9 protein-coding genes and 1 pseudogene are annotated in these 15,357 nt (G+C 59.6%); 2 read left to right on the forward strand and 8 right to left on the reverse strand.

Annotated elements, in window-relative coordinates; all coding sequences use genetic code 11:
• Positions 1-25: 25 nt before the first annotated feature.
• Positions 26-670: an MBL fold metallo-hydrolase gene (locus E5E96_RS18665; RefSeq protein WP_011706079.1), complete on the forward strand. Its 645-nt coding sequence runs from the start codon at positions 26-28 to the stop codon at positions 668-670.
• On the opposite strand, the gene E5E96_RS18670 is transcribed toward E5E96_RS18665, so the two are convergent.
• From E5E96_RS18670 to E5E96_RS18700, 7 genes and pseudogenes are all read right to left on the reverse strand, one after another.
• The gene (locus E5E96_RS18670; protein WP_011706078.1) at positions 660-1,661 is read right to left on the reverse strand and encodes an HD domain-containing phosphohydrolase; all 1,002 of its coding nucleotides are present in this window, start codon (positions 1,659-1,661) and stop codon (positions 660-662) included. The genes E5E96_RS18665 and E5E96_RS18670 overlap by 11 nt on opposite strands.
• Positions 1,658-4,827, reverse strand: a pseudogene (locus E5E96_RS18675) (response regulator). The gene E5E96_RS18670 and the pseudogene E5E96_RS18675 overlap by 4 nt, the downstream one beginning before the upstream one ends.
• Before the next feature lie 205 nt (positions 4,828-5,032).
• Positions 5,033-5,320 carry a 50S ribosomal protein L25 gene (gene rplY, locus E5E96_RS18680; RefSeq protein ID WP_024945378.1) on the reverse strand — a complete coding sequence of 96 codons (288 nt, stop codon included), beginning with the start codon at positions 5,318-5,320 and terminating at the stop codon, positions 5,033-5,035.
• Positions 5,321-5,426: 106 nt separating this feature from the next.
• The gene (locus E5E96_RS18685) at positions 5,427-6,293 is read right to left on the reverse strand and encodes a hypothetical protein (protein WP_171282814.1); all 867 of its coding nucleotides are present in this window, start codon (positions 6,291-6,293) and stop codon (positions 5,427-5,429) included.
• Positions 6,294-6,359: 66 nt separating this feature from the next.
• Positions 6,360-10,259, reverse strand: a complete 3,900-nt coding sequence (hrpA, locus tag E5E96_RS18690) for an ATP-dependent RNA helicase HrpA (RefSeq protein WP_171282815.1) — start codon at positions 10,257-10,259, stop codon at positions 6,360-6,362.
• Between the two features lie 213 nt (positions 10,260-10,472).
• The gene (locus E5E96_RS18695; protein WP_016350742.1) at positions 10,473-10,895 is read right to left on the reverse strand and encodes a CBS domain-containing protein; all 423 of its coding nucleotides are present in this window, start codon (positions 10,893-10,895) and stop codon (positions 10,473-10,475) included.
• An 84-nt stretch (positions 10,896-10,979) separates the two neighbouring features.
• Positions 10,980-12,050, reverse strand: a complete 1,071-nt coding sequence (locus E5E96_RS18700) for a transcriptional regulator (protein ID WP_011706072.1) — start codon at positions 12,048-12,050, stop codon at positions 10,980-10,982.
• Between the two features lie 1,034 nt (positions 12,051-13,084).
• Here E5E96_RS18700 and E5E96_RS18705 point away from each other — a divergent pair.
• On the forward strand, positions 13,085-14,773 hold the full coding sequence (locus tag E5E96_RS18705; protein WP_171282816.1) for a glycosyltransferase family 39 protein: 1,689 nt from the start codon (positions 13,085-13,087) through the stop codon (positions 14,771-14,773).
• A gap of 187 nt (positions 14,774-14,960) precedes the next feature.
• Here the strand turns inward: E5E96_RS18705 and E5E96_RS18710 are convergent, their stop codons facing one another.
• The gene (locus E5E96_RS18710; RefSeq protein WP_011706069.1) at positions 14,961-15,290 is read right to left on the reverse strand and encodes a YbaB/EbfC family nucleoid-associated protein; all 330 of its coding nucleotides are present in this window, start codon (positions 15,288-15,290) and stop codon (positions 14,961-14,963) included.
• Positions 15,291-15,357: the final 67 nt, after the last annotated feature.

Raw genomic sequence — 15,357 nt, forward strand, 5'->3', positions numbered from 1 at the left:
CAGCGGCCCATCAAGAGGACCCCATATGTTGAAATTCGAGGTGATCCCGGTCACCCAGTTTGCCCAGAACTGCTCCCTCATCTGGTGTGACGAGACCCATCAGGCCGCCCTCATCGATCCGGGCGGCGAAGCGGACAAGCTGCTGGCCGCCATCGCCAAACGCGGGCTGACCCTGACCCATATCCTGCTGACTCACGGTCATCTGGATCACGTGGGTGCCGCTGCCGAGCTGCGGGAGAAAACCGGGGTGGCCATCACCGGCCCCCACAAAGAGGATGCGTTCTGGCTCGACATGCTGCCCCAGCAAAGCCAGATGTTCGGCTTCGCCCATACCCCCGCGTTCACGCCGGATCACTGGCTTGAGCAAGGTGACAAGGTAAAGGTGGGTCAATGCGAGCTGGAGGTGTACTTCTGCCCAGGCCACACCCCGGGTCATGTGGTGCTGCTCTCTCAAACCGAGCGGCTTGCCTGGGTGGGTGACGTGCTGTTTGCCGGCAGCATAGGTCGGACCGACTTTCCCCGTGGCGATCACGGGACGCTGATCAAGTCGATCACCGAGACCCTGCTGCCCCTTGGCGATGACATCGTCTTCATCCCCGGCCACGGTCCCAGCTCGACGTTCGGCCGCGAGCAGGCAAGCAATCCCTACCTGACACAACCTATCTGGTGATCCCCCGCTCCTCGCGGGTGTCCCACTGGGCCTTGAGGCGCAAGATCTCCGGCATGATCTCGAGAAAACAGGCGAGCAGCCGGGGATCAAAGTGCTGGCCGGCACCATCACGCATCGTCGCCAGCACCTGCTCCAGCGGCCAAGGCTCCTTGTAAGGGCGACGCACGCTCAAGGCGTCAAACACATCGGCGATGGCCACGATCCGCGACGCCTCGGGGATCCCTTCGCCGGTTTCTCCTGCAGGGTAACCCGAGCCGTCCCACTTCTCGTGGTGATGCAGGGCAATCTCCGCCGCCATCCGAAAGATGAGCCCGTCTGAGCGCTTCAAGATTTCGTACCCGATGCGCGGATGGGTGCGCATGATGGCCCACTCCTCTTCGGTGAGAGGACCGGGCTTTTTGAGAATGTGATCGGGGATCCCAATTTTGCCCATGTCGTGCATGGGGGCCGCCAGCTCCAGTAACTCGGACTGATCCGCACTCCAGCCCGCCGCGTCGGCCAGGGCTCGGGCATAGGCGGCCATGCGCCAGATATGTACCCCGGTGTCGGTGTCGTTGTAGTGACCCGCCTCGCTCAGCATCACGATGGCGGTGCGGTAGCTGCGCTCGAGCTGATCGAGCCGTACCAGCGAGAGGTGAGTGCGCACCCGGGCGCGCACCGTGCTTGGGCAAACCGGCTTGTAAATGTAATCCACCCCGCCCGCCTCGAACCCCTGGCTCTCGCTGTCCGGGTTGTCGCTCGCCGTGATGAACAGCACCGGGATCCCGGCATGGGCCGGATCGGCTTTAAGCCTACGGCACACCTCGTAGCCGTCCATGTCAGGCATGCGCACGTCAAGCAGGATCAGGGCCGGTTCGTGGCGCGCCACGGCGGCCAGCCCCTCCTCGCCGCCTTTGGCAAAAAAGAGGCTGTACTCCTCCTTGAGGATTTGCCGCAACAGACCGAGGTTGCTCGGCTCGTCGTCGATGATCAACACTCGCGGTCGATTCATGATCCAGGTGTCTCCCGATTGTCCAGATACCCCTCCAGCTTGCAGGTCGCGAGCTGGATATCGAACAGCTCCAGGGCCGCACTGATCTCGCTCACCAGCTCAGCAGGCAAGTAACTCTTGGCCTGGCCCAGCGCTGGTTCAATCAGTTCCAGATCCTCGCTTACAAGGGCCTCACGCAGGGCGTGCAGGCACACCTCCTGCGCCTCACCCTGCGCCAACGGGGAGCTGACGGCCCCCGGCTCGCGTCCGGCATAGAGGTCGATGGCCTGCTGCGCCCGTTCCAGCGCCTCCAAGAAGGGGGCCATCAACTGGCTGGTGTCCCCTCCCTGCTCGATGGCCTCATTCAGTTCTGCACTGATGCGCGCCACATCGGTGAGCGACAGACTGCCCGCCACCCCCTTGAGCTTGTGTGTCAGGCTCGCGGCCGCATCAGTCTCGTGCTGGGCGATGTAGTCCGGCAGCACGGTACCGACCGTCATGTAGTCATCGCGAAATCGCCGCAGGTATTTGAGATAGACAGAGGCCTCGCCCCAGTTGCGAAGCCCGGTATCGATGTCAATGCCGGCCACCGGCTCCACGGCAGGTGGCACGTCGTTGATCGTGAGCGGCACCACGCTGTCGGGCAGATAACGCAGCAGGGTCGCGATGAGCTGCTCCACGTCCAGCGGCTTGGCGATGAAATCGTTCATGCCGCAGGCCAGCGCTGCCTCGCGTTGATCCTTGAACACCCCGGCGGTGAGTGCCAGCACGGGCGTCTCCTTGTGTCCCGGCAGCTGGCGCAGGCGACGGGTCGCCTCGTAGCCATCCATTACCGGCATCTGCACGTCCATGAGCACCAGATCGATACGCTGCGCCGGATCGGCAAGACAGGTCAGGGCCCGCTCCCCGTCGATGGCGGTGATCACCTCGGCCCCTCCCGCTGCAGCAAGCGGGTTGCCACCTCCAGGTTGATGTCGCTGTCATCGACCAGCAGTATGTGAACGCCAGGCAGGCGCAGACGGCGCTGGCCACTCTCCAGCAGATCCACATGCTCGCGCTTCTCATGGATGAGGCGTGCCACCGCGTTGTAGAGGCTGGAGCCGGTGACCGGCTTGTGCAGCACCAGATCCACCTGCTCCGAGCCGGGGCGGCGCATCAGCTCTTCCTGGGAATAGGCCGTTGCCATGATGATGATGGGCGAGCGATCCTGCTGCTCGAAGGCTTGGCGAATGGCCACGCAGGTCTCGAGACCGTCCATGCCCGGCATGATCCAGTCGAGCAGGATCACATCGAAACGCTCCCCCTGACGCAGCAGATGGTGCAAGGCCTGCTCGCCCGACTCCACCACCCGTGACTGCCAACCGAGGGAGCCCACCGTCATCGACAGGGTGTCGCGGGTTACCTGATTGTCGTCGGCGATAAGCAGCGAGACGTGCTGCAACCGCTCGTGGAAGGCCTCTGGCCGCTCTACCTGTTCCAGCCGGACACGAAACCAGAACTCGCTCCCCTTGCCCAGTTCGCTGGTGACCCCGATGTCGCCCCCCATCAGGTTCACCAGGCGGCGACTGATAGTCAGACCGAGCCCGGTTCCCCCAAAACGGCGGCTGGTAGAGGAGTCGGCCTGGGAGAAGGCATTGAAGATGTTGGCCTGCTGCTCGGGCGGAATGCCGATCCCGGTATCGCGCACCCGAAACAGCAAGGTGGCCATGCCATCTTGCTCGGCTTCCAGCTCAACCTTGACTTCCACCTCCCCGCGCTCGGTGAACTTGATGGCGTTGCCGGTCAAGTTGAGCAACACCTGCTCGAGGCGCAGGGCGTCCCCAACCAGGTGAGCGGCCTGCTCGGGGGCACTGCTCACCACCAGCTCGAGGTGCTTGTTGCCAACGCAGGTGGACATGATGGCCGCCACATGATCGAGTACCTCTTCCAGGCTGAATGGCACCTGCTCGAGTTCGAGCCGGCCCGATTCAATCTTGGAGAAATCGAGGATGTCGTTGATGATCCCGAGCAGAGCCTGCCCGGCCTGATGGATCTTGCGCACCAGGGCACGTTGGCCATCGTCGAGCGCCCCCTGTTCGAGCAGGTAGGCCAGCCCCATGATGGCGTTCATGGGGGTACGGATCTCGTGGCTCATGTTGGCGATGAAATCCCCTTTGACCCGCGCCAGTCTGGCCGCCTCTTGCTGCGCCAGCTGCTCCCGATGCCGGCTGAGCACCAACGAGGCCACTGCGGCGCCGAACAGCAACAGCAAGATGGCGCAAGTGGCCGAGATGATCCCCCAGATGTGAGTGCGAATGGCCAGCAGCTCGCTGCGTGGCACCATGGAGGCAGCCTTCCAGGCCAGCTGATCGTGATTCAGTGCCGGGTACAGCGTGGTCCAGCTCCACAGACCGTCGGCGAGCTCAACCTGGCCGCTCGAAGCACCCAAGAATGCCTGCCAGGCCTGGGGAGAAAACTGCTTCAAGGTGAGGTCCGGACGCTCGAGCATGAAGCCCCACTCTTGTGCCGGATCCGGGCTGCGCAGCCAATAGCCATCCTGATTGAGCAGCATGGTGTGATCGGCGGCCCTGCCACTGCTGTTGGCAAATACCTTGAGCATACGGCCGGCCTGCACGTTGATGAGCAGCAAACCCAGATCGCGATCTCCCAGGCGCAGGCGCTTGGCAATACGGATCATGGGATTGAAGGGACGATCGATCACCCCCTGCTCGACGTTGAGATCAAGCGGCGAGACGTAGATCCGCTCCCAGGGCAGCGCCATGGCATCGCGGAAATAGTAACGATCCTTTTTGTTTTGCAGCTGGTCATCGGGCACACGCTGCAGATGCTGGCCCTGACGATTGAAGCGCACCAACTCCATGCCATCCGGCGCCAGCCAACGCACCTGGGCGTAGTCAGGATTGCGGTTCATCAGCACGGTAAACTGGGCGGCAATGTTGTCACGCTCGTTGCGACCCGCAGCTTCGAGCAGGATGGGCTCTTCAGACATGCTGCGCACATGGCGCAGCGGCACCGCCAGTTCGTCGTCGAGACGACCGCTGGCGAGCGACAGGAAGGTGCTCTCATCGCTACGTACACGGTAGAGCTCGCGCTCGATCAGTGCGTCACCCAGCAGATACCCACCCACCAAAACCAGTACCAGAATGGGTGTGAACAGCAGGAAATATCCCCGTATGATTCCCTTCATCACGGTCAACATTACCCCGTATTTGGACTTGTTCGAATACTTTGTAGATGCCAGAGCATCACAGTTGGTGCGTTGCTGTCAATCATGCCTACAAGTAAAGACTAACAGTACTATTTGAGTATTTTATTTTTATCGGGGAAAAACGCTGTAAAAACAAAGAGGCCACCCGTTTGGGTGGCCTCTTTACTGGAACGTTCGCTGTCGATTAAACGCGAACGAAGTCCAGGTGAACCAGCTTGTAACGTACCGGGTGACGCTGGATAGCCTTCACTTTCACGTTAACTTCTTCGCCGTTGATAACCAGAGTCAGTACAGACTCGTAGAATTCCGGCTTTTCTTGGGCCAGGATGAATTTCTTGTGGTCAACGGTGATGGACTGGGCTTCTTTGCCTGCACCGTAAACGATGGCAGGAACTTGGTCAGCATGACGCAGGCGGCGGCTCGCACCTTTCCCCAGGTCAGAACGGACTTCAGCTTGGAATACGAAAGACATAATGTTTATCTCATATAGATGAATGTATGGTGTTGACTGCGACCGGTCAGCACCTCGCAAAACGAGGGCGCATACTATCACGGGCCCCGAACAGTGACAAGAGACCTTAACGCCCCTGCTCCAACCGGGCAAAGCGCTGCTGCCGCTGGGCCGGGCTCAGGGCATCGAAGCGGGCCAGGGTCTGCGGCGCCGGACAATACAGGGTGTCTCCGGCCTTGACCCGAATGCCATTGCCCATCAGCGCCCGATTGTCATCGACGATGGCCAGCAGATAGCTGTAGGTATCCCCTGCCGCCCCCGTCACGGTTCCGCTCTGGGCCAGCATGGCGGCGATGCGCCAGAGCGTCTCCCCCGCCGCGACCTGATGACATACCCGTTTGCCGCCCGCCGCTGGCGCCGCCAGCGTGAGGGTACTGCCGGTCGGCTCGCTCGCCAGTGAAACCAGCGCGGGATCCTGCCCCTCACCTGCTTGAGCAAGCAGCGTCGCAGGCGCTTGCCAGTCCGCTGCTCGCAGATTCAGAACGGCCAGCAGGGGCTCGGCATCCTCTGTACTATTGCTACGGGGCTGACCTTGTCGCTGCGGCGCGGCAAACTCGGCCATGAAGGGCACACCAAGGGTGGCCACCTCTTGCTGCGCATGGTGCTGGTAAGGGGGAACCGCAACGGGTGCCAGCCCGTAGGCCGCCTCGTCAATGCGCCTTAACCTGGCCAGATAGGCCTTGGAGAGCTCGGCCTCCCCTTCGAACAGATCGAATGGGGGCACCAGCCTGGCCGGAAACAGCACCTGCCAGCGCCCCTTCTTCTTCTTGAGTTCCAGGGTGGGAAATTGATTGCCCCGCCAGGCCACGAACATGGCGGGCGGGGTGCGTTGCAGCGGGTAGTATTCCGGGTTCAGTTGCACCCAGGTTTGCTCGGCAATGGGTTGATAGCCACTGATGTTGACCATCGCCATCCCTAACCAGATTCCAAGCATCCTTGCTCCTCCGTCAGCGTCCATCCGGCCGGTAACACGGCACCGGCCCCTCTCCTTTACAGCAGATTAGCACTGAGCGATAGCGTTCAGCACCCGTTTATCGGAGACCGGATAGGGAGTTCCCAGATTCTGGGCAAAAAACGACACCCGCAGCTCCTCGATCATCCAGCGAATATTGGCCACCTCGGTGGGAATAAGCTGGGATTTGGGGATCTTGGCGAGCAGCGCCTTGTACTCCGACTCCACGCTGTGCACCTTGAGCATGTAGACCCGATCCCGGTTGGGATCGATGGCAAGCTTCTCCAGGCGCCGCTCGATGGCCCGCAGGTAGCGCAGCAAGTCAGGCAGCCGCTGCCAGCCGGTCTCGGTGACAAAACCCTTGTGGATGAGGTTGCCGAGCTGCTGCTGGATGTCGGACATGGCAAAGGCGGTGTCGAGCTGCATCTTGCCCTTGAGCCGTTTCTTGATCTCATGGGACAGCGTCAGTACGGCTTCTACCTGCTTGGCCACCTCCACCACGGCGTCGTTGAGCTCGGCGCGGACATACTCCTTGAGTGCCTCGAAACCGGCCTCGTCCCACGCCATGCCGCCGTGCTGCTCGATGAGCTTGTCGCAGCCGCAGGCGATGCAGTCATCGATAAGCTCCGCCACCTTGCCAAACGGGTTGAAATAGAGCCCCAGCTTGGCCTTGTTGGGCAGCTTCTCCTGCAGATACTTGATGGGGGATGGCACGTTGAGCAGCACCAGCCGGCGCTGACCGGCCCACATCAGCTGCTGCTGCACCACCGGGCTCTCCACCAACTGGATGGCGACCGAATCCTTCTGATCCACCAGGGCCGGGTAGGCCTTCACCTCGAACCCGCCGCGCTTCTGGCTGTACTCTTGCGGCAGCTCGCCAAAGCTCCACAGGGTAAGACCGGACTGCTCGATGTCATCGTCCGCCACTTGTGACAGGGTCTCCTGCACCTTGCCGCGCAGCGACTCTTTCAATACCTCCAGATCTTTGCCTTCCGCCACTTTCTTGTGTTTGTCGTCCACCACCCGGAAGGTGAGTTTCAGGTGATCGGGCACCGCAGCCCAGTCCCACGATTCACGGGGCACGGTCACACCGGTCATGCGGCGCAGTTGGCGCTCCATCTCGTCCAGCAGCGGCCCCTGTTCGGGGTTGATGCTGGCAAGCAGCGCATCGGCATAGTTGGGCGCTGGCACAAAGTTCTTGCGCATCGGCTTTGGCATCGACTTGATGAGGGCCACCAACAGCTCGTGACGCAGCCCCGGGATCAGCCACTCGAACCCTTTCACCTCCACCTGGTTCAGGAGCGGCAGCGGAATATGCAGGGTCACGCCATCGGCGGCCTCCCCCGGTTCGAACTGATAGGTCAACTTGAGCTTGAGGCGCCCCTGCTGCCAGAAGTTGGGGTAGTCGAGATCGCTGATATGGGCCGCATCCCCCTTCATCAGCATCTCTTTTTCGAAGTTGAGCAGCTCGGCGTCCTGCTTTTGCGCCTCTTTCCACCACTTGTCGAAATGGCGGGCGGAGATCACCTCCTCCGGCAAGCGGGCATCGTAGAAGCGGAACAGATCCTCGTCATCCACCAGGATGTCGCGCCGACGGGACTTGTGCTCCAGCGCCTCCACCTCGGCCAGCAGCTTGCGGTTATCGCTGAAGAAACGGTGACGGGTCTCGAAATCCCCCTCCACCAGGGCGCGGCGGATAAACAACTCGCGGCACAGCGCCGGGTCGATGCGGCTGAAGTTGATGGTGCGCTCATTGATCAGAGTCAGGCCATAAAGCGTCACCTTCTCCTTGGCCATCACGGCGCCGTTTTTCTTCGACCAGTGGGGGTCGCTGTGGTGCAGCTTGATGAGGTGGCCTGCCAGCGGCTCCACCCACTCGGGTTCAATCTTGGCGTTGATGCGGGCGTAGAGGCGCGAGGTTTCCACCAATTCTGCGGCCATCACCCACTTGGGCGGCTTCTTGAACAGACCCGAGGCCGGGAAGAGGTGGAAACGGCCGTTGCGGGCGCCGAGGAATTCGGGTTTTTCCAGATCCTTGTTGCCGATATGGCTCAAGAGGCCGGTCAGCAGCGCACAGTGCACCGTCTTGAAATCCGCCGGTTCATGGTTGGCTTTAAAGCCAAGCTCTTTGACGGTCTGGCGCAGCTGGAAGTGAATGTCCTGCCACTCCCGTACCCGCAGGTAGGAGAGAAACTCCTTCTGGCACATGCGGCGGAACGGGTTGCTGCCAAGGGCATCCTGCTGCTCTTTCAGGTAGTTCCACAGATTGACGAAGGCGAGGAAGTCGGAATCCTTGTCCTCAAAGCGTCTGTGCTGCTCGTCGGCGGCCTGCTTCTTCTCCATGGGCCGTTCGCGGGGATCCTGAATGCTGAGGGCCGCGGTGATCACCATCACCTCGCTCAGACAGCCGGTCTGCGCCGCGCTGATCACCATCTTCGCCAAACGCGGATCAAGGGGGATGCGCGAGAGTTGGCGACCGGTCTCGGTCAGCTGAAGTTTCGCTTCACGATCGCCGGTGGCCGGCAATTCCCTCACCGCTTCCAGCTCTTTCAATAGGGTCAGGCCATCCTTGATATGGCGCGACTCTGGCGGCTCGACGAACGGGAAGGCCTCCATGTTGCCAAGGCCGAGCGCCAGCATCTGCAGGATGACGGATGCCAGGTTGGTGCGCAGGATCTCGGGGTCGGTGAAGGCCGGGCGGCCGTTGAAATCCTCCTCCGAGTAGAGACGGATACAGATACCGTCCGCCACCCGGCCGCAGCGACCCTTACGCTGGTTGGCGCTGGCCTGGGAGACCGGCTCGATGGGCAGGCGCTGCACTTTGGTGCGCCAGGAGTAGCGACTGATGCGGGCGGTGCCCGGATCGATGACGTAGCGAATGCCCGGCACCGTCAACGAGGTTTCCGCCACGTTGGTGGCGAGCACGATGCGCCGCCCGGCGTGTTGCTGGAACACCTTGTTCTGCTCTGCGTTGGAGAGGCGGGCGTAGAGCGGCAGCACCTCGGTGTCGCGCAGGTTGAGCTTGCGCAGGGCATCGGCGGTATCGCGGATCTCCCGCTCGCCGTTCATGAAGATGAGGATGTCCCCCAGCCCCTCGCGGGCCAGCTCTTCCACTGCATCGAAGATCCCCTGCAGCTCGTCGCGCTCCTCCAGCCCTTCACTTTTATCACTGGTGAGCGGACGGTAGCGCACCTCCACCGGATAGGTGCGACCGGAGACCTCGATCACCGGTGCCTTGTTGAAATGGCGGGAGAAGCGTTGCGGGTCTATGGTGGCCGAGGTAATGATCACCTTGAGGTCGGGGCGCCTTGGCAGCAGCTGCTTCAAGTAACCTAGGATGAAATCGATGTTGAGGCTGCGCTCGTGGGCCTCATCGATGATGATGGTGTCGTACTGGGTGAGCATCCGGTCGTTCTGGATCTCCGCCAGCAGAATACCGTCGGTCATCAGCTTGATGTGGGTCTGTTCGCTCACCTGATCGGTAAAGCGCACCTTGTAGCCCACGTAGTGACCGAGCTCGGACTCCATCTCTTCGGCAATGCGGGCCGCCACGGTGCGGGCCGCCAGACGACGCGGCTGGGTGTGGCCGATGAAACCCTTCACTCCACGCCCGAGCGCCAGACAGATCTTGGGGATCTGGGTGGTTTTGCCCGAGCCGGTTTCACCGGCGATGATCACCACTTGGTGCTCTTCAATGGCTTTGGCGATCTCCGACTGCTTCTGGCTGACCGGCAGGTTGTCCGGATAGGTGACCTTGGGTACGCCTGCCAGACGGGACTGATAACGCGCCAGTGCCGCATCCAGATCGGCGGCGATGGTCTCAAGCACGGCCGCCTGTTTGCCCTCGGGCAGCTTCTTGGCTCCGTGCAAACGGCTGGAGAGACGGCGGGCGTCGAGATTCATGCAGGCAGAGAGACGGCGGCGCAGCGCCTCGATGGAGAGAGACAAGGTACGAATTCCTTAAAAGAGTGCCCGGCAAGAGGGCCATATCGATAGCTTCGAGCGATCCTAAAGAGCGAGGCCGGAGGGTGCAAGCCTTAAAGCGGCCGCGAGGGCGATGAAAGAGGCGTTATCCGGGTAGGCGGCACTCCCCATCACCATAAGAAAGAGCAGGCCAGATGCCTGCTCTTGGGATGACAACAGTACCCCCATCAGCCGAGTTCAGGCCCGCGCCTTGCGCACGAAGCAGGCTCCCAGCTGGGCGTGGATGGCCTGCATCACGTCGTGGCGGCTGATGACCCCGAGCAGATGTCCCTCCTCCACCACCGGGTAAATCTTGGGTTTTTGCCCCATCATCATCTCGGCCAGCTCCAGGATGCTGGTATCGGGGCCGACGGCCAGTACCTCCTTGCGCATCACGTCCCGTACCTGGGCCACCTGTTCGCAGTGATAGGCCTCTTTCAACATGACGGCGATGCAGTCCTGCTCGGAGACCCAGCCCACCAGATGGCCCCGCCCATCCACCACGGGGCCGCCAAGCTGGCGGCTGTTGAGAAATTTTTCCACCGCCGCCTGCACCATCATCTCTGCGCTGAAGGTGATGGGCCGAGTCTGCATATAATCCTTTGCCTTGAGTGATTCCATCCTGCATTCCCCCAACCGGCCTCCCGGCCGGGAGGCGCGAGCCGGGCACTATGTCCAGCTCACTCCAAGCATAGCTTGCATGGATCAGGAGATGGATTGCAGCAACAGCAAGAGCTCGTTCTGGCTGTGACAGTCGGTCTTTTTGAAGACCCCTTTCAGGGTCGAGCGCACGGTTTCCACCTTGACGCCGCGCAGCTCGGCGATGTCGTTGCTGCTATAGCCCTTACTCATCAGCACCAGCAACTCTTTCTCACCGATGGTGAGCGGATAGAGGCTGGCCAGCGCTTCGATGTCGGGGTTGAAAGAGTGTTCGGGATCCCGCAGCACCACTTCCACATACCGCTCGAAGCGGTTGAGACCACTCATCAGGGTGCACTGGATCAGCAACGGTCGCAGATTGGGTTGACGGGGAATGGACATATAAGCGCTGGCACCAGGCAGCAGATAGGCAAAGCCATTCAATATCTCTTTGAACTGGCGTTGCTGCTCCTTATTTTGCAGCGAGAAAATACCATTGCCTGCCCGCAGCTCCACGTTCTCGTCGGCAATACGATTGAAGGCCACATTGGAATAATGAATATGCCCTTTGTCATCCACGATGGCGCTGGGTTTATTGTGGTTTTTTACCAGCTGTTGCAGCTGATAGTTCTGGGTTTCCAGGGCCAGCAGGTTCCAATAATGTTGGCTCCAGGCCGCGAGGCCAGAATAAACTTCGCCAAGGGAAGAAATTTCCTGGGCGCTGAAATCATCCTGGGTGGCCGCCCGGTAGGTACACAGGCTGCTAAGTCCCCGCCCCTTCACCCGGCAGACACCACCGGCCGCGAACTGGGCGCCGAAGCTGGCCAGCAGACCCGCCGAGTTGGACAGCGTGTTGGCGCTGACGATCCCCTGGCAGCCCTTGTCCAGATAGTGATTGAACCACACATCCTGGCGATGGTGCTGGACGTAGAACTGCTGCTGGGCCTCAGTCAAGCCGCTCGCGAAGAGCTTGATGCCGTCGCTCTTGTCATCATCGCGCAACAGGAACAGCGACGAGCTGCCCGACACGTCGGAGCGGAACTGATCCACCACCAACTTAATGTCAGAATCATTAATACCGCACTCATATAACTGGCTTATATAGGGCGATACCCTTTCTTTTACTAATGCCTTCACACCCGAACTCCTAATTCTTATTTTTATTGAAGTGGCATCTTACTCTGCAATGAGAAACGCGAAAAGTAGTCAAATGAACAAAGGTTTTATAACTGATCCATAAATAGTAATGATGAAACGACATAAGCGTCTTCGAAAGCGAAAATCTTAAATCCAAGTTAATGTTTTATATGATTTTTGTCGTTGATGTTGGGTTTGTCTGCAACAAGGCAACAGGCCAGTCCAACGGTCGATTGCACGCAAAACCACTTCCTTCACGCCATTTGTTGCGACAAGTTGCACTGCAGCGACAAAATCATCCCGCCAGCCGGGCCGTTGCCCCAGTTATTCTGGGTCTGCCGCTGGCGCTACGCACTCCTCGATTCGAGCGTATTGGCTGGCAACTTGTCCGGATAGGGGCAACCACCAAAGTACTCTCGGCAACTCGAAGCGCTTCATTTCGACTTTCGTCGCCGGCATTCTCCTCATCGTCTCGGTCAACGTGGATCAGCTGGCGGTGATCTGGCTGCAGAATGAGCACACCCAAAAGACGCTATCACCTCACTTGCTGTTGACGTATCCAGTCAAGCGAAGATCCCAACACAATGCATCTGCTCTGCCTACCTTCGCCATTGCCTCGATACCAGGTTCATCTTCCATCAGGAAGTCGCGCATATCGAGCTCCAGAAAACCGATATGAAAAATAAAAACATAGAAGCGGCCAGCGGTATCAATATATGGCCGACATGTTTATCCATGGCTCGTCAAGCACATTACTGACTACAGATAAAAAGAATAAGTGAAGCAATCAATGTATTTATGTTGCAAGTAGCAAACAAGACAAAATGTCTCACCATAATAAAGGTGAACCTCTTAAGTAATATTTGGTAACAACTTGTTCATTAGCATCCATCAGAATATGTGATACTAGATTGAACATCGATATTTTAGTGTGGTGGCCTTTATCAATATGGATATTACCATGACCCATTTTCAGACCACGGATGTCAGTCTGTTCGTTGTCAAAGCGCAGTCTTGCCTGCCGGGAGGCCCTCATGCAGCCCACTAGCACAGCCCCGAATACGCATCTGTACGGATTATTGCTGATGGTGCTTGCCATCACCCTGATGGGCCAGTTTGGACACCAGTTGTGGACCCCCGACGAGCCTCGCGAGGCAGCCATCGCCTGGGAGATGTTCACCAGCCGTGAACTGGCCATTCCGACGCTGGGCGGCAGCAGCTTCATCGAAAAGCCGCCCCTCTATTACATCCTCACCATTCCCTTTCTTGCCCTGCTGCACGACAACCTCGGCGTCACGGTGGCGCTGCGTCTGGTGGGAGCTCTGTGGGCCATGGCAACCCTGCTGTTCACCGGCCTGCTGGCCAGACGGGTACTGGGCTCCAGCACTGCCGCCCTCTGGTCGGTGATCGCCCTGGGTACCATGGAGGGCTTCATCATGAACAGCCACTGGATCCGGGTCGATACCAGCCTCGCCTTTTTCGTCACCTTCACCATGTGGGCATTTGCCGAATGGTATCTGGCGGATCGCCAGCACATGCTCTGGTGTGCGGGACTTGGGCTCTCCCTCTGCTTTCTGGTCAAGGGCCCCATCGGCCCCATCACTCTCTTCTTCGGCTGGCTGGCGCTGTTTCTGCCGGCACTCAAACGCCATCTTGCACACCAGGAGGGAGGCCGCGTCGTGATACAGCACCTCGGTATGACCCTCCTGTTTGTCGCCCCCATCGCCGGCTGGCTGCTAGCCCTGTGGCAGCATCCTGAGGGGGAGTCGCTCTGGCAGCAGTGGTTCTGGCAAAATCAGGTGGGCAGGTTAACGGGCAGCTCGGCCGAACTCGGTCACATCAAGCCCGGTGAATACCTCTTTTACCTTGGCGGGCTGGCCGAATACACCCTGCCCTGGCTGCCTCTGGTGCTGCTCTGGTGCTGGCAGACCCTCAGGCAGAAACAGTGGAGCGCCTCCCGCCTGTTTCTGCTGAGCTGGGCGCTGGGCACCCTGTTGTTGCTCAGCATCGCCTCCACCAAGCGAACTCTCTATCTCTTTCCACTGATGCCAGTCTTTGCCCTGATGATCGGCCAACTGAGCGTCTGCTGGCCTCGCTGGCTCAATGGCTATGGCCGTGGCTGGACCTTGTTCATGTTCCTGTTTGCACTGGCGCTGCTGATGGCCCCCTTTTATCTGCCGCTGTTGCCGCTGGAAATACCCGATAACGTGCTCAGGGTCATCAGTACGCTGGGTTGGCGACATGTATTTGCGGCCATATTGCTTATCTTTGCGGTAGAACAGTTGTGGCGCTGGCGCGAAATACACGGCGCAACCTTGCTGGCCAGCGCAGCCGGTATTATGTTTATGCTGACGTTTATTCTTGCTTACCCCGCCATTGATGCCGCCAAGAATATGAAAGATGACACCCAACACTTCTTGTTTAAAATACCGATAGAACAACGCGACAATATTGCCGGCTGGCAATTTGGTGAAACCGAACGCGGATTATTCTCGGTATATGGCAACTGGCAAATAACCAATGTCGACAAGGCCCGACTCAATGCTATTTTGACCTGCCAGGACCCCGTCTATACCAGCCTGCTCATCAACCAGGATGACCCGCATTTCCAGCTGGCCCAGTTGCTGGCAGAGCAGCCTTACCGGCTACTGGCGACAGGCCACCCCAGGGTAGACAAGGATGCCCGAGCCATCTATTGGGTGAAGGGACGCTGCCTGCCTTGATGATCCCCCTTGCATGACTTGGGTAGCACTTCGCAGTTAAGCGAGCCAGCAGGCAATCAAACAAGACCGGCTATCGCCTTGCAAACCGGATAAAAAAACACAGCGGATACATCTCTGTATCCGCTGTGTCGTCTGGTCACTCCGTCATGCGCAAGAAATGCAGTACGGCGCACTTACCAGGCCGAGCTTAGAACGGCATCTTGAAGCCGGGTGGCAGTTGCATGCCGCCGGTCAGTTCGCCCATCTTGCTCTTGTTCTGCTCTTCCACACGACGCACGGCATCGTTGACGGCAGCGGCCACCAGATCTTCCAGCATCTCTTTGTCATCTTCCATCAGGCTCGGGTCGATCTCGATGCGGCGCACGCTGTGGCTGCCGGCCATGGTGACCTTGACCATGCCAGCGCCGGCTTCACCGACCACTTCCATCTGGGCAAGCTGCTCTTGCATCTTCTGCATGCGCTCTTGCATCTGTTGGGCCTGTTTCATCAGGTTCCCCATTCCACCTTTACCAAACATATGTCGTCTCTCGTCTTGAAATCCGGCATCCAGCGCCGGGCCGTGGGTTTACCCGTCCTAAGTGGGG

The organism is Aeromonas sp. 1805, from assembly GCF_013085525.1.
GTDB lineage: Bacteria > Pseudomonadota > Gammaproteobacteria > Enterobacterales > Aeromonadaceae > Aeromonas > Aeromonas hydrophila.

What these genes read in the sequence shown, in the direction of transcription:
- E5E96_RS18665 (WP_011706079.1), top strand. Translation starts at nt 26, where the DNA reads ATGTTGAAATTCGAGGTGATCCCGGTCACCCAGTTTGCCCAGAACTGC.
- E5E96_RS18670 (WP_011706078.1), bottom strand. Translation starts at nt 1,661, where the DNA reads ATGAATCGACCGCGAGTGTTGATCATCGACGACGAGCCGAGCAACCTC.
- rplY (WP_024945378.1), bottom strand. Translation starts at nt 5,320, where the DNA reads ATGTCTTTCGTATTCCAAGCTGAAGTCCGTTCTGACCTGGGGAAAGGT.
- E5E96_RS18685 (WP_171282814.1), bottom strand. Translation starts at nt 6,293, where the DNA reads ATGCTTGGAATCTGGTTAGGGATGGCGATGGTCAACATCAGTGGCTAT.
- E5E96_RS18695 (WP_016350742.1), bottom strand. Translation starts at nt 10,895, where the DNA reads ATGGAATCACTCAAGGCAAAGGATTATATGCAGACTCGGCCCATCACC.
- E5E96_RS18705 (WP_171282816.1), top strand. Translation starts at nt 13,085, where the DNA reads ATGCAGCCCACTAGCACAGCCCCGAATACGCATCTGTACGGATTATTG.
- E5E96_RS18710 (WP_011706069.1), bottom strand. Translation starts at nt 15,290, where the DNA reads ATGTTTGGTAAAGGTGGAATGGGGAACCTGATGAAACAGGCCCAACAG.